An 18,835-nucleotide genomic window follows, 5' to 3' on the forward strand; every position below is an offset into this window, starting at 1 on the left:
GCGCATGGCCGGCCTCGAAGCGGTCATCGCGAGGATCGAGGCGTTCGCCGGCTCCGTGCCGGCGTTCGCCGTTCCGCCGCTGGTGCTCGTGCTGACGGTGGCCGCCGGGCTCTTCGCCCACTGGCTCACCTTCCGGCTTGCCCTGCGCTGGGCGGAGGGCCGCACCGGCGCCTGGTCGTCCGTTGTGCGCAAGGCGCGCCGGCCGATGCGGCTGGCGTTCGTGCTGGCCGCGCTGGTGCTGGTCATGCCGCGCGTGCGGCTGCCCTTCGTCTGGAACGAGACGATCCAGCACGGCGCGCTGATCGTGCTGATCATCCTCGTCGGCTGGACGGTCGTGCTGCTGACCGACCATTTCGGCGAACGGGCCGTGCGCCGCTTCCGGATCGACACCGACGACAATCTGGCCGCGCGCAAATACGTCACCCAGGTGCGCGTGCTGCGGCGTGCGGTCAACATCATCGTCGTCATCGCCACCATCGGCGCGGTGCTGCTGACGTTCGAGAGCGTGCAGCGCTACGGCGTGAGCCTGTTTGCCTCGGCCGGTGCCGCCGGCCTGATCCTCGGCCTTGCCGCCCGGCCGGTTCTGGCCAATCTGATCGCGGGCATCCAGATCGCCGTGACCCAGCCGATCCGGATCGAGGACGTTGTCATCGTCGAAGGCGAGTGGGGCTGGATCGAGGAGATCTTCTCGACCTACGTCGTCGTGCGCCTGTGGGACTGGCGGCGCATGGTCGTGCCGCTGAGCTATTTTATCGAGGAGCCGTTCCAGAACTGGACGCGCGAAACTGCGTCGATCCTCGGCGCGGTCCACTGGCACGTCGACTACACGGTGCCGGTCGACCGGGTCCGCGAGAAGATGACCGAACTGGTCGAGAACTCGCCCTACTGGGACGGCCAGGCGGTGGTCCTGCAGGTGACCGACACCGACAAGGACACGATGACCCTGCGCGGTCTGATGAGTTCGCGCACGGCGCCGCAATCGTGGGACATGCGCTGCGAAATCCGCGAGAAGCTGCTGGCCTGGCTGCAGGCGGAATATCCCCAGGCGCTGCCGCGCCTGCGCGGTGAACTGCGCCTTCAGAACGACGCGCACACCGGCGCGCGCGACGTTTCGGCCTGACGGTGCTTCGGAACCGGCGCATGCTGCCTGCGTTGGCCCCGAAACCGCAATCATCGGAGATCATCATGGACATGGGCATCAGCGGCAAGACCGCGCTCGTCACCGGCGGCGCATCGGGTATCGGCCGGGCTACGGCCCGGGCGCTGCTGGACGAGGGCGCCTCCGTGATCCTGGTCGATCTGAAGGGAGACGCGGTCTCGCGCGCCGCCGACGAACTGGGCGACAATTGCCACGGCCTGCAGGCCGACCTGCGCGAGGCCGGCCAGGTCTCGGGCCTCGCCGAGACCGTGCGCGAGCGCTTTGCCATGCCCGACATCGCCGTGTGCGCGGCCGGCGTGACCGGCGCCAAGGGACATCCGTTGGAGCTCAAGGACGCCGACTGGCAGGAGGCGTGGGAGGCCGACTTCATGTCGGTCGTGCGCACCCTGCGGGTCTTCGTGCCCACCATGACGCAGCGCGGCTGGGGCCGGGTGGTCGTCGTCACCAGCGAGAACGCGGTCCAGCCCTATTGGGAGGAGGCGGTCTACAACGTCGCCAAGGCGGCGCTGCTGAACTTCTCCAAGGGCCTGTCCCGGGTCTGCGCCCGGGACAATGTGCTCGTCAACGCGGTGTCGCCGGCCTTCATCGAGACCCCGATGACCGACGCGATGATGAAGAAGAAGGCTGAGAACGAGAATGTCTCGAAGGATGCGGCGATCGCCGACTTCCTCGAAAACGAGCGCCCGTTCCTCGAGCTGGGCCGGCGCGGCAAGCCCGAGGAGGCGGCCGCCGCGATCGCGTTCCTGTGTTCGGAGAAGGCGAGCTTCGTGGTCGGCGCCAACTATCGTGTCGATGGCGGATCCGTCGCGGCGATTGCGACCTGATCAGTCCTCGCCGTCCTTTTCCTTGAAGCCGGCGCGCGCCTCGACGGCGCGGACGACGCGCATGATCAGCAGCGACAGCAGCGTGGTCAGCGACGCGATCGCCCAAAGGCCGAGACCGCAGGCAAGGCCGACCGACGCCGACAGCCAAAGGCTGGCGCCCGTGGTCAGGCCGCGCACCTTGCCGCTGGCGAAGATGATCATGCCCGCCGCAAGGAACGCAACGCCGCTCGTCACCGCCTCGATGATGCGCACCGGATCGACGCGCACCGGATCGGGATAGTCGGCGGCGCGGTCGAGCAGTTCGAGCATCAACATGCAGTAGACGCTGGCGGCGAGGCCGACCAGCATGTGCGTGCGCAGGCCCGCCGGCCGGTCCTGGCTCTCGCGCTCGAAGCCGATCAGCCCGCACAGGACCACCGCGCCGCCAAGCCGCACGATCAGCACCGGCCAGGCCTGCGTCGGCGAATTCGCCAGTTCGTTGAGAAGCGTCTCGAACACCGGCCCCTCCGTGAAACGATACGGAGAAAACCCGTCCGGCCGGCGTTCGTTCCCGCACGACGGCTCGCCGCATCCCACAGCAAAGAGGGGCACGAACGGTCGATCGGCAGTGATCGGAGATAGATGGTGCCCAGAAGAGGACTCGAACCTCCACGGCCTTGCGGCCACTGGCACCTGAAGCCAGCGCGTCTACCAATTCCGCCATCTGGGCACGAAATCGAGCCGTCACATATGCGGTCGGCCGGGGGCTGTCAACCAAACAGCGCACGCCCGCCACCGGTTTCCCTTGCCCGGCGCGGGCCGCTTCGCTAACGCCTCCCATCGGGCCATGTCGGGCTGTCGAACGCGCCGGTCGGACGGGCCGGAAGCCGCAGCGCAGGGGGACGTCGCCATGATCACCATCGCCGGATCGGTCAATCTCGACCTCGTCGCCCGCGTCGAGCGGCTGCCTGGTCCCGGCGAGACGGTGACGGGCGTCGCCTATGCGGAGGCGCCCGGAGGCAAGGGCGCCAACCAGGCGCTCGCCGCGCGCCGGGCCGGCCACGCGGTCGCCATGGCCGGCGCGGTCGGCGACGACGCCAACGCCATCGCCGCGCTGTCGCTGCTGCAGGTGGCCGGCGTCGATCTGTCCGGCGTCGAGCGGCTGGCGGCGGTGCCGACCGGCGTCGCGCTGATCCTGGTCGACGACCGGACCGGCGAGAACCAGATCGCCGTGGTGCCGGGCGCCAACGGGCGAGCGATGGAAAACGGCGCGCCCGAAGCGCCGGGCGCCGGCGCCTGGCTCCTGCAGATGGAAATCCCGGACCAGGCGATCGCCGCCGCGCTCGATGCGGCGGCCGCGGCGGGGGCGACACGCTATCTGAACATCGCGCCCTATCGCGCCTCCGCGGGCGAACTCGCCCGCAAGGCGGACGTCGTCATCGCCAACGAGACCGAGTTCGACGCGCTGGCCGCCTCGCTCGGCATCGAGCCGGGCCGTGTCGAAGACCGCATGGCCGGGGCCGCCAACGCGTTGGGCGTCGTTCTGGTTCTGACGCTGGGCGCTGACGGCGCGCTGGCGGTGACGGGCGAGGGGATGGTTCGCGCCACGGCGCCGGCGATCGAACCGGTCGATACGGTCGGCGCGGGCGACACTTTCTGCGGCTATCTGGCCGCCGCCCGGGCCGAGGGCATGGCCTGGCCCGATGCGCTCGATCTGGCCTGCCGCGCCGGCGCGCTCGCCTGCCTGACGCAAGGCGCCCAGCCCTCGATCCCAGAACGCGCCGCCGTCGACGCGTTCACCGGCTGACGGGCCTTAAAGCCGCGCCAGCCGCTCGGTGATCAGATCGAAGAACCCGGCCGCATCGATATCGCCGAGCACATGGGCGTTCGGCGCCTTGCCGGTCACGCCCCACCAGTCGATCACCGTCATGCCGAGCGTCAGCTCCGAGCCGGTCTCGATCGCCACATGGCAGTCGCGGCCGGTGAACAGCTCCGGCTTGAGAAGGTAAGCGATCACACACGGATCGTGCAGCGGTCCGCCATCGGTGCCGTACTTGTCCTCGTCGAACCGCTCGAAGAAGTCGATCAGCGACGCCGCCGCATCGCACACCGGCGTGCGCTTGGCGCGCAGCGCGTCGATGCGCGCCTGCGTCGTCAGCGCCTTGTGGGTGACGTCGAGCGGCGCCATGACGATCGGCACGCCCGAGGTGAAGACCGTGTGCGCCGCCTCGGGGTCGACATAGATGTTGAATTCGGCCGTCGGCGTGACGTTGCCGCCCTCGAAGAAGCCGCCGCCCATCAGCACGATCCGGTCGATCCTGGCCGCGATGTCGGGCGCCTTGATCAGCGCCAGCGCGATGTTGGTCAGCGGGCCGAGCGGGCACAGCGTCACCGTTCCCTCCGGGCGGTCGCGGATCGCCTCGATGATGAAGTCCGGTGCGAACTGGTCCTCAAGCGCCATGGTCGGCTCGGGCAGGTCCGGGCCGTCGAGACCGGTCTTGCCGTGCACATATTCGGCCGTCACCAGCTTGCGCATCAGCGGCCGCTCGGCGCCGGCAAAGACGCGCGTGTCCGGTTTGCCGGCCAGTTCGCAGATCTTGCGCGCGTTCTTCTCGGTCAGCGCCAGAGGCACGTTGCCGGCGACCGCCGTGACGCCGAGCACGTCCAGTTCGTCGCTGGCGAGCGCCAGCAAAAGCGCGATCGCATCGTCCTGGCCCGGATCGGTGTCGATGATGATGGCGCGTTTTCCGGTCATGCCGCTCCCCCGGGAATTCCTTGATCAACGGCCGGCGACCCCGCATAACGGGGCCGGCGGATGCCGAACGGGTTCGCCGCGCCGGGCGCCGATTGCAAGCAAAATCGTGTCACCGCGGCAAAGTCGCTTGATGAGGACGAAAGGGCCGAGCCCATGACCAACTTCTCCAGCCCGCTGCTGGTCGGCTTCGAGACGATCGAGAAATCGCTCGAACGCGTCGCCAAGTCCGGCGAGGGCTATCCGCCCTACAACATCGAGCGCATCCGCGACCCGGACGGCAAGACCGTCATGCGGATCACGCTGGCCGTCGCCGGCTTTTCCGCCGACGATCTCGAGGTCAGCACCGAGGAGAGCCAGCTCGTCATTCGCGGCAAGCGGGCCGAGGCCGACGATCCGGGCCGCGAGTTCCTGCACCGGGGCATCGCCGCGCGCCAGTTCCAGCGCGCCTTCGTGCTCGCCGACGGCATGCGTGTCATCGGCGCCGATCTGGAGAACGGGCTGCTAATGATCGATCTCGAACGGCCAGAGCCCGAGCGCCTGGTCCGAAGGATCGCGATCAACGATCGCGGCTGAGCCGCTCGGGTCACTCGTTTGTGAGGGGTGGTGAACAGGGCTTTGTTGACCTTGCACGCCGGCGCGTGATGTCTTCGCGCACCAGGATCAACGGAGTGACCAGCGTGTCCCATTTTCTGCGCGCCACCGCCCTTTCGCTTGCCGTCATGATGCCCGCCGCGACGGCCCTGGCCGAACCGGATCCGTCCGACTGGCAGGGCGTGCTCGACGCGGCGCGCGGTCAGACGGTCTACTTCAACGCCTGGGGCGGCTCGACGCAGATCAACGCCTATATCGAATGGGTCGCCGCGACGGTCGGGGAGCGCTTCGGCGTCGAACTCGAGCACGTCAAGCTCGAGGACACGGCCAACGCGGTCGCCACGGTCGTCGCCGAAAAGGCTGCCGGCCGGGAGACGGGCGGCTCGATCGATCTGATCTGGATCAACGGCGAGAATTTCGCCTCGATGAAGCAGCAGGACCTGCTTTTTGCGCCCGACTGGACGACGAAGCTGCCCAACTGGGCCTATGTCGATCACGAGACCAAGCCCACCATCACCGTCGATTTCACCCTGCCGACCGACGGGCTCGAATCGCCCTGGGGCATGGCCAAGCTGGTCTTCTTCTACGACAGCGCGCGCACCGACGCCGCTGATCTGCCGGACAGCGCGTCCGGGCTTCTTGCGTGGGCCAGCGCCAATCCGGGCCGGTTCTCCTATCCGCAGCCGCCGGACTTCATCGGTTCGAGCTTTCTCAAGCAGGTTCTGATCGAGACGGTCGACGATCCCTCCGTGCTGCAGGAGCCGGTCGACGAGGCGAGCTTCGAAACGGTCACCGCGCCCCTTTTTGCCTATCTCGACGACCTGCACCCGCATCTGTGGCGCGGGGCGCGCACCTTCCCGAAGGACTATCCGTCGATGAGCCAGCTTCTGGCCGACGGTGAACTCGACATCACGTTCGCCTTCAACCCGGCCGAAGCCTCGAACGCGATCGCCAACCAGCTTCTGCCGGACACGGTCCGCTCCTTCACATTCTCGGGCGGCACGCTCGCCAACACGCACTTCGTCGCCATCCCCTACAACGCCAACGCCAAGGCCGGCGCGCTGGTCGTCGCCGACTTCCTGATCTCGCCCGAGGCCCAGGCGCGCAAGCAGGACCCGAACGTGTGGGGCGATCCGACCGTGCTCGCCATGGACAAGTTGTCCGAGGACGACCGGGCGCGGTTCGAGGCGCTTGATCTCGGCGTCGCCACGCTCAGGCCCGACGAACTCGGCCCGGCGCTCGAAGAGCCGCATCCGAGCTGGATGACCCGGATCGAGCAGAAATGGACCGCCCGCTACGCGGTCGGCAATTGACGGGCGGCCGGTGACGCCGCGCCGTGCCGACGCACCTGCCGAGCTTCTTGCTGCCTGGCTTCTTGATGCATTGAGTGCCCGCTGATGCTGCGTCTGGCGCCGCCGCTCGCCCTGTTCGTGCTGGCGGTGCCGCTCGCCTGCGGCCTGTTCGGCACGATCCTGCCGGCCTTCGGCTTCCTGCCGGCGATCGGCGGCACGACCCTGACGCTCGATCCGTTCGCCGACCTGTTCGCCCAGCCCGGCATCGCACGCTCGGCCGTCCAGTCCCTGCTGATCGGGCTCGTCACCACGGCGATCTCGCTCGCCATGGTGGCGGGCTTCGTCTGCGCCTGGTACGGCACCCGCGCCTTCGCGCTGATCCAGCATCTGGTCTCGCCGCTGCTGGCCGTGCCGCACGCGGCCGCCGCCTTCGGCTTTGCCTTCATGATCGCCCCGTCGGGCTATCTGGCGCGGCTCTTCTCGCCCTGGGCGACCGGCTGGGAACGGCCGCCCGACGCACTGATCGTCAACGATCCGATGGGCCTGGCGCTGATCGGCGGCCTCGTCATCAAGGAAGTGCCGTTCCTTTTGCTGATCACCCTCGCCGCCCTGCCGCAGGTGCCGGCCATGCGCGCGCTGAACCTTGGCCAGTCGCTCGGCTATGGCCGGCTGATGGGCTTCATGTTCACAACCTGGCCGGCGCTCTACGGCCAGATCCGGCTCGCCGTCTTCGCCGTGATCGCCTACGCCTCGGCCAATGTCGACGTCGCCTTCATCCTCGGCCCGACGACGCCGGCCACGCTGCCGGTACGGCTGGTCGACTGGATGAACGATCCCGACCTTTCCATGCGCTTCATGGCCTGCGCCGGCGCGGTGCTGCAGGTCGCCGTTACGGGCGCGGCGCTTGTGATCTGGGTCGGGCTCGAACGCGTGGTGGGCGCGCTCGCCGAACGGGTCTGCGAGACCGGACGCCGCTTCCGGCGCGACGGCTGGGCGCGCACGGCCGCCGGCGGCGCGATGACCATCTCGGCGTTGCTCGTGTTCGGCGGGCTTGCCGTTCTGGCGCTGTGGTCGGTGGCCGGCCTTTGGCAGTTTCCGGACGCGCTGCCGGACGGGCTCTCGCTGCGCGCCTGGATGCGCAGCGCGCCCGCGCTCGCCGAACCGTTCGCGACGACCGTCATCATCGGGCTGGCGGCGACGCTCATCTCGGTGGCGATCGCGCTCGCCTGCCTGCAGCGCGAGAACCAGACCGGCCGCACCGGCGGCAGCCGGGCGCTGGCGCTCGTCTATCTGCCGCTGGTCGTCCCGCAGATCGGCTTCCTGTTCGGCCTGCAACTGCTGCTGGTCGCCGCCGATGCCGACAAGAGCTGGGCGGCGCTGATCTTCGTGCACACCATCTTCGTGCTGCCTTACGTGTTCCTGTCCCTGTCGGCGCCCTGGCGCGCCTATGACCGGCGCTACGAGGCGCTCGCCATGGCGCTCGGCGCGGGCGAGGCGCGCACCTTCTGGCGTATCCGCCTGCCGATGCTTACGCGCGCCGTGCTCGCCGCCGGTGCGGTCGGCTTTGCCGTCTCCGTCGGCCAGTACCTGCCGACCCTGCTGATCGGCGCCGGCCGCTTTCCGACGATCACCACCGAGGCCGTCGCGCTCGGCTCGGGCGGCGACCGGCGGGTGATCGGCGTCTATGCGTTCCTGCAGATGCTGCTGCCGCTGATCGGCTTTGCCCTCGCCAGCCTCGTGCCGGCCTTGCTTTTCCGCAATCGCCGGGCAATCAGGGCGATGTGAGAACGCGCCCCATGCCCGATACGCACACCGAGCAAGCCGCCGGCCTCAGGCTCGACGGGATCGCCATTTCGCTCGATGGCCGCACGCTGGTAGAGGCCGATCACACGATCGGGCCCGGCGAGGTGCTCACCGTTATGGGGCCCTCGGGATCGGGCAAGTCGACGCTTCTGGCTTTCATCGGCGGCTTTCTCGATCCCGCTTTTGCTGCGTGCGGCCGCGTCATCTGCGAGGGCGTCGACATCACCGACGCGCCGCCGCAGGAGCGCCATGCCGGCCTCCTGTTCCAGGATCCGCTCCTGTTCCCGCACATGTCGGTCGGCGGCAATCTGGTGTTCGCGGTGCCGCAGACAGTCAGGGGTCGCGCCGCGCGCCGCGCCGTGGCCGAGGCCGCGCTCGGCGACGTGGAGCTCGAAGGGTTCTTCGACCGCGATCCGGACACGCTGTCGGGCGGCCAGAAGGCGCGCGTGGCGCTGGCCCGCGTGCTGGTGTCCGAGCCCCGCTTCATGCTGCTGGACGAGCCCTTCTCCAAGCTCGACGCGGGCCTGCGCGATCAGGTGCGCCGGCTGGTGTTCGAGCGGGCAGGCGTCCGCCGCCTGCCGGTGCTGCTGGTCACCCATGACGAGGCGGACGCCAAGGCGGCCGGCGGCGCGCTGATCGAGGTCGAACCCGCGCCGGGCCCCGGCAACGGCTCATGATCGACGCCGCTTCAACCGGCCTGCCCGTCGCCGAGGTGCTCGGCGCGCTGACCGGCGCGCTCGAAGGGGGCCCGAACGCGGTGCTGGTCGCGCCGCCCGGCGCCGGCAAGACGACGCTCGTCCCGCTGGTGCTGCTTGATGCACCCTGGGTCGAGGGCCGGCGGATCGTCATGCTCGAACCGCGCCGGCTCGCCGCACGCGCCGCCGCCCGGCGCATGGCCGCCATGCTCGGCGAGACCGTCGGCGAGACGGTCGGCTACCGGATGCGGCTCGACAGCAGGGTCGGCCCGGCCACGCGCATCGAAGTGGTCACCGAGGGCGTGTTCGCGCGCATGATCCTCGTCGATCCCGAACTGACCGGCATCGCCGCGGTGATCTTCGACGAGTTCCACGAACGCTCGCTCGATGCCGACTTTTCGCTGGCGCTGGCGCTCGACGTGCAGTCTGCGCTGCGCGACGATCTGCGGCTTGTGGTCATGTCGGCAACGCTCGACGGCGGCCGCGTCGCCGCGCTGATGGACAAGGCGCCGCTCGTCGAAAGCGCCGGCCGGTCCCATCCCGTCGACATCCGTCATGCCCCGCGCCGGCCCGACCAGCGGATCGAGGATGCCGTGGCCGAGGCGATCCGCGCCGCGCTGCGCGACGAACAGGGCAGCATCCTCGCCTTCCTGCCCGGACAGGCCGAAATCCGCCGTACCGCCGAGCGGCTCGAGGGCGCGCTGCCGGCCAGCGCCTATCTGGCGCCGCTGTTCGGCGCCATGGACATAAGGGACCAGGATGCGGCGATCCTGCCGCCCGAGCCCGGCCGCCGGAAGATCGTGCTGGCGACCGCGATCGCCGAAAGCTCGGTCACCATCGACGGGGTGCGCGTGGTCGTCGATTCCGGCCTTGCGCGCCAGCCCGCCTTCGAACCCGGCATGGCGATCACCCGGCTTCAGACGGTCCGGGTCAGCCGCGCCTCGGCCGATCAGCGCGCCGGCCGCGCCGGGCGCACGCAGCCGGGCGTCGCGATCCGCCTGTGGCACGAGGGGCAGACTGCAGCGCTCGAACCGTTCGATCCGCCCGAGATCGCCCGCACGGACCTGTCACGCCTTCTGCTCGATTGCCTGGCATGGGGCGTTTCCGACCCGCGCACGCTGCGCTTTCTCGACGCGCCGCCCGAGCCGGCGCTGAACGAGGCGCGCGCGGGGCTCGCCGCGCTCGGCGCCATCGACGGGCAGGGCGGCCGTCTCACCGCAAAGGGCGAGCGCCTGCGCGCCATTCCATTGCCGGTGCCGCTTGCCGCCATGGTCGCCGAAGCGGGCACGGTCGCCGATGCCGAACGCCGCGCCCGGCTCGCCGTGCTGATCACCGAGCGCGGTCTTGGCGGGACATCGACCGATCTCGATCGACGCCTTGCGGCATTTGACGCCGACCGGTCGCCGCGCGGCAGGCAAAGCCGCCAACTGGCCGAGCGGATCGCCGGACAGCTCGACCTGCCGGGCGGCAAGACCGAGGACAACGCGACGGCCGGCAACATGCTGCTCGATGCCTTTCCGGACCGCGTGGCGCGGGCGCGGCCGGGTCGGCCGGGCCATTTTGTCATGGCCGGCGGGCGCGGCGTCGTCGCCGACGAGGCCGATCCGCTGGCGGGCGCGCCCTTCATCGTCGCCGCCGATGTGTCCGGCGCGGCCGCGGGCGCACGCCTTCTGGCCGGCGCGGCGATCGCCGAAGCCCAGATCGAGGATCGTCTCGGCGACCGGATCGAAACGCGAACCGAGATGCGCTTCGACGCGCGCACCGGTCGTCTCGCCGCGCGCCGGGTGCGGACCCTTGGGGCGATCACCCTGTCTTCGGCGCCGCGCCCGGTCGAACCCGGCCCGGAAGCGGAAGCGGCCCTGCTCGAAGGCGTGCGCGGGCATGGCCTCGGCAGCCTTCCATGGGACAAGGCGACCGAGAGCCTGCGTGCGCGGCTTTCCTTCCTGCATGCGCGGCTCGGCGATCCGTGGCCCGATGTCGGCGACGAAGCGTTGATGCAAGCGCTCGATGCGTGGCTCGCTCCGTTTCTGCCCGGTCGCACCGGACTGGACGATGTGCCGCTGCGCGACGCGCTGATGCTGCGCGCCGGACCCGAGCGGCAAGCCGAACTGGACCGGCTGGCGCCGTCGCACCTGACCGTGCCCACGGGGTCGCGCCTTGCGCTGACCTATCCACCGGGCGGCGCGGCGCCCGAACTGGCCGTGCGCGTGCAGGAACTGTTCGGCCTGACCGAGCATCCTGCCGTGCTCGGCGGCGCTGTGCCGGTCCTGATAGAGCTGCTCTCGCCGGCGCACCGGCCGATCCAGCGCACCGCCGACCTGCCCGCCTTCTGGGCCGGATCGTGGTCCGAGGTGCGGGCCGAGATGCGCGGCCGCTATCCCAAGCATGTCTGGCCCGACGATCCCGCCAGCGCCGCGCCGACGCGTCGCGCCAAGCCGCGATGATTTGAACGATTCCAATCTGGCGAACGGACCCTCGCAGGTCCATATAAGCGGGCATGGATCAGCAGGTCACACGACCGACGGTCGGCGTCGGCGAGCGCTTCGCGCGCCGTCGCCTGCGCATGTCGACATTGACGAACACGCGCTGGATTGCCGTGTTCGGCCAGAGCGTCGCCGTCGCGGTCGTCTCCGGCTGGCTGGGCTTTGCCTTCCCGATCGTCGCCTGTTTCGTGCTGATCGCCGCCTCGGCCCTGCTCAACCTGATCCTGACCTGGAATTTTCCGGCCAACCGCCGGCTCGATCCGCTCGCGGTGTTCGCCGTGCTCGCTTTCGACATCGCCCAGCTCGCCGCGTTGCTGTTCCTGACCGGCGGTCTCGAGAACCCGTTCTCGGTCCTTCTGATCGTGCCGGTGATCATTTCGGCCGCAACGCTCCCCGCGCTCTACACCGCCGCGCTCGGCGTCGTGGTCGTCGTGGCCGCGACCGTTCTCGTCTTCACCCATCTGCCGCTGCCCTGGCACCCGGATATCCCGTTCGACATCCCGTTCGTGTTCGTTGCAGGCATGTGGGCGGCGGTCCTGTCATCGGTGGCGTTCACCGCCTTTTACGTGCACCGCGTCGCCGACGAGGCGCGCAGCCTCGCCGATGCGCTCGCGGCGACCGAACTGGTGCTGCAGCGCGAACAGCACCTGTCGGCGCTCGACGGGCTTGCCGCCGCTGCCGCCCATGAATTGGGCACTCCGCTCGCCACGATCTCGCTGGTCTCAAAGGAGATGGATCGCGCCACCACCGAGGCCGATCCCCTCAAGGAAGACGTGCGGCTGCTGCGGGCCCAGGCCGACCGGTGCCGGGAGATCCTGTCGCGCCTGTCAACGCTCAACACCAGCAGCGAGGAGATGATCTCGCGCATGTCGCTGCGGGAGATGGTCGAGGAGGTGGCCGACCCGCATCGCGCGTTCGGCGTGGAGATCACGACACGCCACAGCGATGACGGTTCGCCCGAACCGGTGCTGCGCCGCAACGACGGCATCATGCACGGGCTCGGCAACCTGGTCGAGAACGCCGTCGACTTCGCGCGCGAGCAGGTGACGATCGATCTGGACTGGTCGAGCGAGCATGTGCGCATCGCCATCGTCGATGACGGCCCGGGCTTTCCGACCGATCAGCTCGAAAAGCTCGGCGAGCCGGACCTTGGCGCGTCCCGCTCGATCATACGCAGCCGCAAGGGCGGGCCGGGCCTGGGTCTGGGGATATTCATCGCCAAGACGCTGCTCGAGCGCAGCGGCGCGACCCTGCATTTCCGAAACGCCGGACGGCCCGATGCCGGCGCGGCCATCACCGTGCGCTGGCCGCGCTCATCCATCGAGGCCAAAGCGGCGTAGAACTGGCAAAGAAAGGTGTGACAATGGCACTTCAGGAAACTCTCGCCGATCCGGTGGCCGTCGAGCCCGGGCCGGACGCAACGCTTCTTCTGGTCGATGACGACGTGCCGTTCCTGCGGCGTCTCGGCCGGGCCATGGAAACCCGCGGGTTCACCGTCGAAATGGCCGAATCGGTCGCCGACGGGCTCGCCAAGGTCGATGCCGAACCGCCGGCCTACGCGGTGGTCGACATGCGGCTCGACGACGGCAACGGGCTCGAGGTCATCAAGGCGCTGCACGCGCGGCGCCCGGACGCCCGCGCGATCGTTCTGACCGGCTACGGCAACATCGCCACCGCCGTGAACGCGGTGAAGCTGGGCGCGATCGACTATCTGGCCAAGCCGGCCGATGCCGACGACGTCTACAACGCGCTGACCGTGTCGCCCGACCAGACGCCGCCGCCGCCGGAAAACCCGATGTCGGCCGATCGCGTGCGCTGGGAACACATTCAGCGCGTCTACGAGATGTGCGACCGCAACGTCTCCGAGACGGCGCGCCGGCTGAACATGCACCGGCGCACGCTGCAGCGCATCCTCGCCAAGCGCGCCCCGCGCTGACGCGCTTCGGCAGTGGTCAGGACGACGCCCATTCGGCGACGAGCAGCCGCTCGGCGGCAAAACGCGCGAATCTGAGCGTCATCGCCTTGCGCCGCGCCGGCGCCAGCCTGTGCTCGGGCGGTTCGACCAGACAAGCCGCGCCATGCGCGTCGGCGCGGATGAAGCCGCAATCAGCCGGAAACAGCGCCTGCGGCACGTCGGGCAGCGTGGCGAAACACAGCCGGTCGCAGAACCCGCGATAGTCGGGCCATTTGCGATCGGCGAGCATGTCCTCGGGCGAGGACTTGATCTCGACGATCATGATCGTCCCGTCGCCGCCCAGCGCCACCAGATCGGCCCGGCGGCCGTTGGCGAGCGTCATCTCGGGCACGTGCGAAAAGCCCATCTCCGTGAGCATGATCTGAACGCCCCGGCGCACGGCGAGCGCGCGGTCGGACTGGCGGCCGTCGACGAGCGGATGCGCCGTTGCGGCTGAAACGAGCGGCATGGCACCTCCCGGACGCAGGGGAAACTGTGGTTCCTTTGTGACAGTGTGTGCCAAAGCGCACAGCCACACAAGAACCGGCCCCCTAATCCTTGCGGGTATCGGGGTCCTTCATGTAACGTGGTCTTAACCATGTTTGGGGCCAATGGGCATGGATTTTTTCGGTTGAGGGGTATCATGCAACGACGCGCATTCCTTGGCGGCATCGCCGCGATCGCCGCCACCGGGCTTGCCGGCTGCTCGGCGACCACGAATTCGAGCTACTTCGCCAGCGCCTATGCCGGCATGTCGGACGGGGAATACACCCTGCCGAAGATCCCGGTTTCCAAGGTGCCGGCCGAGTTCCGCCGCCAGGTCGTCGACTACGACACGCCGCACAGGCCGGGCACGATCATCGTCGATACGCCGAACCGGCACCTCTATCTGGTCCAGGAAGACGGCAAGGCGCTGCGCTATGGCATCGGCGTCGGCCGTGACGGGTTCCGCTGGTCGGGCACCGCGCGCGTCGGCTGGAAGCGCAAATGGCCGACTTGGACGCCGCCCGAGCCGATGATCCGCCGCCAGCCGGAACTGGCCAAGTATCGTGGCGGCATGGAGCCGGGCCTGCACAATCCGCTCGGCGCCCGCGCGCTCTATCTGATGCGCGGCGGCCGCGACACCGGCTACCGCCTGCACGGCACGCCGCAATGGCAGTCGATCGGCAAGGCCGTCTCGTCCGGCTGCATCCGCCTGATGAACCAGGATGTGGTCGATCTCTACAACCGCGTGGAGCCGGGCGCCAAGGTCGTCGTCCTGCAGGGCTGACCGGCCAAAGAATTCGCTGGAAAGACGAAAAAAAGCCGGGCGCTTTGCCCGGCTTTTTTCGTTTCGGTGGATGGTTGCGCGATCGGGCGCCGGTCAGACGGCCTCGACCTGCTCGACCTCGGGAATGAAGTGGCGCAACAGGTTCTGGATGCCGTGCTTGAGCGTCGCCGTCGAGGACGGGCAGCCGGCGCAGGCGCCCTTCATGTGCAGGAAGACAACGCCGTCACGGTAGCCCTGGAAGGTGATGTCGCCGCCATCCTGCGCGACGGCGGGCCGCACGCGGGTCTCGATCAGTTCTTTGATCGTCGCCACGATGCTCTCGTCGCCCGCGTCGAAGAATTCCTCGTCGGCAGCCGGGGCCGCGCCATCCTGCTGCTCGGCCATCACCGGCGCGCCGGCCATGAAATGCTCCATGATCGCGGCCAGAACCGCCGGCTTCATGTGCGGCCATTCCAGCGCATCGTCCTTGGTCACGGTGACGAAGTCGTAGCCGAAAAACACGCCTTTGACGCCGTGGACCTCGAACAGGCGCGCGGCGAGCGGCGATTTTGCTGCCGCTTCCTGCGGCTCGCGGAAGTCGGCGGTGCCCATATCCATGACCACCTGGCCGGGCAGGAATTTCAGCGTCGCGGGATTGGGCGTCGTTTCGGTCTGGATGAACATGGCTTGCCTCGGATTGGAATGATTCCAAAATAGGATCAAAACACCGCCCCATCAAGCATGGGGGCGAACACAAATCGTCGCGCGTCTGTCACCGGCCCCGGCGGGCCGGGTCATGAGAGGCTCTCGATATCCTCGTCGGTCAGGTTGGCGGGAACCACGGTGACGGGGATCGGAAACGCCGCTTCGCGCCCGGCGATCGACGAAACCAGCGGTCCGGGGCCTTCCTTGGCGGCGCTGGCGGCGAGAACGAGGATGGCGATGTCCTGGTCCTCCTCGATCAGCGCATGGATCTGCTCGGCTCCGTTGCCCTCGCGGATGACCGTCTCCGCTTCCACGCTACATTTCTCGCGGGCGAGCGTCGCATATTTCGAGATCACCTGTTCGGCGCGCTCGAGCGCCTCCTCGCGCATGACCTGCTCGACGCCGAGCCAGTGCTGGAAGTCGCCCGGCGCGATCACGAACAAAAGGATCAGCCCGCCATGGGTGTTGGCCGCCCGCCGCGCGGCATAAAGAACCGCGCGCTCGCATTCCGGCGTCTCGTCGATGATCGCCAGGAACTTGCGGCGATGTCCGGCTTCGCCGGAAAGTCGTCTTGTGACCATGGGCAATGTTTGGCACGGGGCGCTGGCGCCCGCAAGATATCCGCTCGGACCGGTTCAGGCGCTCAGACCGACGATCCGTTTGACGTCGTCCATCACCGGTCCGGCGATGGCCGTCGCCTTGTCGGCGCCCCCGGCGAGAACCCCGTCGATATAGGCCGGATCGGCGAGCAGACGGCGCATCTCGCCGGCCACCGGGTCGAGCGCCTCGACGGCGAGATCGGACAGGGCCGGCTTGAACTCCGAGAACGCCCGGCCGCCGAACTCGGACAGCACATCCTGCCGTGTCCGGCCCGAAAGGGCGGCGAAGATGCCGACGAGGTTGGCCGCCTCGGGTCGGCCCTCGAGCCCGTCCATCTCCGACGGCAGCGGCTCGGGATCGGTCTTGGCCTTGCGGATCTTCCTGGCGATGTCGTCGGCCGTGTCGGTCAGGTTGATGCGCGACATGTCCGAGGGGTCGGATTTCGACATTTTCTTGGTGCCGTCGCGCAGGCTCATGATGCGCGTCGCCGGCCCCTCGATCACCGGCTCGGTGAGCGGGAAATATCCGTGCACGCGCTCGCGCCCGACCTCCATCGGAACGCCAAGACCGAGCTCGGCGATGCGGTCGGAAAAGTCGTTGTTGAACTTCTGCGCTATGTCGCGGGTCAGTTCCAGATGCTGCTTCTGGTCCTCGCCCACCGGCACGTGCGTGGCGCGGTAGACGAGGATGTCGGCGGCCATCAGCGCGGGATAGACGAACAGGCCCGCCGAGGCGTTCTCGCGGTCCTTGCCGGCCTTTTCCTTGAACTGCGTCATCCGGTTCAGCCAGCCCATGCGGGCAACGCAGTTGAACACCCAGGCCAGTTCGGCATGCTGGTGCACGCGCGACTGGTTGAACACGATATGGCGCGTCGGATCGATGCCCGAGGCCAGGAACGCGGCGGTCACCGAGCGGGTCGCATCGACCAGCGCCTTCGGGTCCTGCGGAAGGGTGATCGCGTGCATGTCGACAACGCAGTAGACGCAGTCGTAGCGCTCCTGCATGGCGACGAAGTTCTTGATCGCGCCAAGGTAGTTGCCGAGCGTCAGATTGCCCGTCGGCTGGACGCCTGAGAAGACGCGTTCGGAAAAGGTGTCGGTCATCGGATGGTCCGGTGGGAATGGCCGCTGAAGGCGTCGGCCTTATGCAATGGCCCGGGCAGGCACGCAAGTGGTGCGGGTCAGGCGCGGCCCCTGACCAGCATCGTGCGCAACATGCCGAGCCGCGCAGCGCCGGTCACGTGCGCGAAACCGAAGAAGCTGACGACGCCGGCGCCCACGACCACGAGCAGCGCGGCGGCGCGGACCGGCAGCGCGATACCGCTTTCGAGCTGGCCCGAGAGCCCTTGCGCGGCGCCCCACACGCAAAGGCCCATCAGCGCCGCGCTGAGCCCCATCAGCGCCAGCAGCCGTGCCATCGCCGCGTCGATCGTCCACAGGCCGCGCCGGTTCAGGAGCCAGTAGAGCAGCAGCGCATTGACCCAGCCGGCAAGGCTGGTGGCGATGGCGATGCCGACATGGCCGAAGAACGGGAACAGGGCGAGGCTGGCCGCGACGTTCACCGCGACCGCGGCGGCGCCCACCTTCATCGGCGTCACCGTGTCCTCGCGCGCGAAGAAGCCCGGCGAGAACACCTTGACCAGCACGAAGGCGGGCAGGCCGAAGGCGAAGGCCCGCAGCGCCGCCGCCGTGCCGCGCGCGCTCTCGGCATCGAAGGCCAGCCGTTCGAACAGCACCGAAACCAGTTCGAGCGGGATGACGGCGAGCGCCACGGCGGCGGGCAGCGTCAGCATCATCGAAAATTGCAGCGCCTTGGCTTCGACGGCTTTTGCGCGCTCCATGTCGCCGGCCTTCAGGCGTCGCGACAGTTCGGGCAGCAGCACGACGCCGATCGCGATGCCGACCACGCCGAGCGGGAGCTGATAGAGCCGGTCGGCGAGGTAGAGCATGGTCACCGCGCCGGCCTGCATGGAGGCGATGATCGTGCCGACGACGATGTTGATCTGGATGATGCCGCCGGCGATCACACCGGGAATGCCGAGCGTGACCAGCCGCTTCATCCGCGCGTTCCAGCGCGGCCGCACGAGCGTCAGCGGAAAACCCGCGCGCCGCAGCGCGATCACCACCATGGCAAGCTGCGCCACCCCGCCGACGACGACGCCGACCGACAGCCACAGCCCGGCCGCGCGCGTGCCGGCGAGCCCGGAGGCGACGATCCATGCCAGCACGGCGACGAGCACCACGTTCAGCAGCACCGGCGCGAAGGCGGCGGCCGCGAACCGGCCAAGCCCGTTCAGAACGCCCGAGACCAGCGCCATCAGCGAAACGAGCACCAGGTAGGGAAAGGTGATCCGCGTCAGTTCGACCGCCAGGTCGAACTTGTCGCGATCCTCGGCGAAACCGGGCGCCAGGCCGTACATCAGGACCGGCATGGTGACGATCGCGATGACGGTCAGGATCGCCAGGATGAACAGAAGCCCGGCCATCGCCTCCTGGGCGAAGCGCCGCGCCGCATCGTCGCCCTCGCCCTCGAGCCGTCGCGAGAACAGCGGAATGAAGGCCGAGTTGAACGCCCCCTCGGCGAACACACGGCGAAAAAGGTTCGGAAAGCGGAACGCGACCACGAACGCGTCGGCGACCGGGCCGGTGCCGAGCGCCGCCGCAAGGAAGATGTCGCGCACGAAGCCCAGCACGCGGCTGACCAGCGTCGCGCCGCCGACGGTGGCGAAGTTTCGGGCGAGGCTCAT

18 protein-coding genes and 1 tRNA gene are annotated in these 18,835 nt (G+C 68.9%); 11 read left to right on the forward strand and 8 right to left on the reverse strand.

Features of this window, described 5'->3' with window-relative positions:
• The first annotated feature begins 4 nt into the window (after nt 1-4).
• Both E0E05_RS02795 and E0E05_RS02800 read left to right on the forward strand, forming a co-directional pair.
• Complete coding sequence (locus E0E05_RS02795; RefSeq protein ID WP_210215749.1) at nt 5-1,120, forward strand: mechanosensitive ion channel family protein; 1,116 nt, start codon at nt 5-7, stop codon at nt 1,118-1,120.
• A gap of 65 nt (nt 1,121-1,185) precedes the next feature.
• Nucleotides 1,186-1,983, forward strand: a complete 798-nt coding sequence (locus E0E05_RS02800; protein WP_131615333.1) for an SDR family NAD(P)-dependent oxidoreductase — start codon at nt 1,186-1,188, stop codon at nt 1,981-1,983.
• On the opposite strand, the gene E0E05_RS02805 is transcribed toward E0E05_RS02800, so the two are convergent.
• Nucleotides 1,984-2,481, reverse strand: coding sequence for an MgtC/SapB family protein (locus E0E05_RS02805; RefSeq protein WP_131615334.1), 498 nt, complete (start codon nt 2,479-2,481; stop codon nt 1,984-1,986).
• 124 nt (nt 2,482-2,605) lie between these two features.
• Nucleotides 2,606-2,692: transfer RNA gene (locus E0E05_RS02810), tRNA-Leu, on the reverse strand.
• Nucleotides 2,693-2,872: 180 nt separating this feature from the next.
• Between E0E05_RS02810 and E0E05_RS02815 the strand changes: the two genes are divergently transcribed.
• The gene (locus E0E05_RS02815; RefSeq protein WP_131615335.1) at nt 2,873-3,769 is read left to right on the forward strand and encodes a ribokinase; all 897 of its coding nucleotides are present in this window, start codon (nt 2,873-2,875) and stop codon (nt 3,767-3,769) included.
• Nucleotides 3,770-3,775: 6 nt separating this feature from the next.
• On the opposite strand, the gene E0E05_RS02820 is transcribed toward E0E05_RS02815, so the two are convergent.
• Complete coding sequence (locus E0E05_RS02820) at nt 3,776-4,717, reverse strand: nucleoside hydrolase (protein ID WP_131615336.1); 942 nt, start codon at nt 4,715-4,717, stop codon at nt 3,776-3,778.
• A gap of 153 nt (nt 4,718-4,870) precedes the next feature.
• Between E0E05_RS02820 and E0E05_RS02825 the strand changes: the two genes are divergently transcribed.
• The 7 genes from E0E05_RS02825 to E0E05_RS02855 all read left to right on the forward strand — a co-directional run bounded on the left by E0E05_RS02825 (nt 4,871) and on the right by E0E05_RS02855 (nt 13,517).
• Nucleotides 4,871-5,290, forward strand: a complete 420-nt coding sequence (locus tag E0E05_RS02825; protein WP_131615337.1) for an Hsp20 family protein — start codon at nt 4,871-4,873, stop codon at nt 5,288-5,290.
• Between the two features lie 149 nt (nt 5,291-5,439).
• Complete coding sequence (locus E0E05_RS02830; protein ID WP_428977599.1) at nt 5,440-6,621, forward strand: ABC transporter substrate-binding protein; 1,182 nt, start codon at nt 5,440-5,442, stop codon at nt 6,619-6,621.
• Between the two features lie 84 nt (nt 6,622-6,705).
• Nucleotides 6,706-8,385: an ABC transporter permease gene (locus E0E05_RS02835; RefSeq protein WP_131615339.1), complete on the forward strand. Its 1,680-nt coding sequence runs from the start codon at nt 6,706-6,708 to the stop codon at nt 8,383-8,385.
• 11 nt (nt 8,386-8,396) lie between these two features.
• The gene (locus E0E05_RS02840) at nt 8,397-9,080 is read left to right on the forward strand and encodes an ATP-binding cassette domain-containing protein (RefSeq protein ID WP_131615340.1); all 684 of its coding nucleotides are present in this window, start codon (nt 8,397-8,399) and stop codon (nt 9,078-9,080) included.
• The gene (hrpB, locus tag E0E05_RS02845) at nt 9,077-11,542 is read left to right on the forward strand and encodes an ATP-dependent helicase HrpB (RefSeq protein WP_131615341.1); all 2,466 of its coding nucleotides are present in this window, start codon (nt 9,077-9,079) and stop codon (nt 11,540-11,542) included. Before E0E05_RS02840 ends, hrpB begins: the two co-directional genes overlap by 4 nt.
• Before the next feature lie 53 nt (nt 11,543-11,595).
• Complete coding sequence (locus E0E05_RS02850; RefSeq protein ID WP_131615342.1) at nt 11,596-12,921, forward strand: ActS/PrrB/RegB family redox-sensitive histidine kinase; 1,326 nt, start codon at nt 11,596-11,598, stop codon at nt 12,919-12,921.
• A gap of 23 nt (nt 12,922-12,944) precedes the next feature.
• Nucleotides 12,945-13,517 (forward strand): ActR/PrrA/RegA family redox response regulator transcription factor, encoded by a 573-nt coding sequence (locus E0E05_RS02855; protein ID WP_131615343.1) that lies wholly within the window; start codon nt 12,945-12,947, stop codon nt 13,515-13,517.
• A gap of 16 nt (nt 13,518-13,533) precedes the next feature.
• Here E0E05_RS02855 and E0E05_RS02860 read toward each other — a convergent pair whose 3' ends face one another.
• Nucleotides 13,534-14,004: an MmcB family DNA repair protein gene (locus tag E0E05_RS02860; RefSeq protein WP_131615344.1), complete on the reverse strand. Its 471-nt coding sequence runs from the start codon at nt 14,002-14,004 to the stop codon at nt 13,534-13,536.
• 174 nt (nt 14,005-14,178) lie between these two features.
• On the opposite strand from E0E05_RS02860, the gene E0E05_RS02865 reads away from it, so the two are divergent.
• Nucleotides 14,179-14,805 carry a L,D-transpeptidase gene (locus E0E05_RS02865; protein WP_131615345.1) on the forward strand — a complete coding sequence of 209 codons (627 nt, stop codon included), beginning with the start codon at nt 14,179-14,181 and terminating at the stop codon, nt 14,803-14,805.
• A gap of 93 nt (nt 14,806-14,898) precedes the next feature.
• On the opposite strand, the gene E0E05_RS02870 is transcribed toward E0E05_RS02865, so the two are convergent.
• From E0E05_RS02870 to murJ, 4 genes are all read right to left on the reverse strand, one after another.
• Entirely contained in the window at nt 14,899-15,468 is a 570-nt protein-coding gene (locus tag E0E05_RS02870) for a NifU family protein (RefSeq protein WP_131615346.1), read from the reverse strand.
• 110 nt (nt 15,469-15,578) lie between these two features.
• On the reverse strand, nt 15,579-16,070 hold the full coding sequence (locus E0E05_RS02875) for a universal stress protein (protein ID WP_131615347.1): 492 nt from the start codon (nt 16,068-16,070) through the stop codon (nt 15,579-15,581).
• 54 nt (nt 16,071-16,124) lie between these two features.
• Nucleotides 16,125-17,192: a tryptophan--tRNA ligase gene (gene trpS, locus E0E05_RS02880; protein WP_131615348.1), complete on the reverse strand. Its 1,068-nt coding sequence runs from the start codon at nt 17,190-17,192 to the stop codon at nt 16,125-16,127.
• A 77-nt stretch (nt 17,193-17,269) separates the two neighbouring features.
• A complete protein-coding gene (gene murJ / locus E0E05_RS02885; RefSeq protein WP_131615349.1) occupies nt 17,270-18,835 on the reverse strand; it encodes a murein biosynthesis integral membrane protein MurJ in 1,566 nt (521 codons plus the stop codon).

This window comes from Roseitalea porphyridii, from assembly GCF_004331955.1.
Classification (GTDB): domain Bacteria; phylum Pseudomonadota; class Alphaproteobacteria; order Rhizobiales; family Rhizobiaceae; genus Roseitalea; species Roseitalea porphyridii.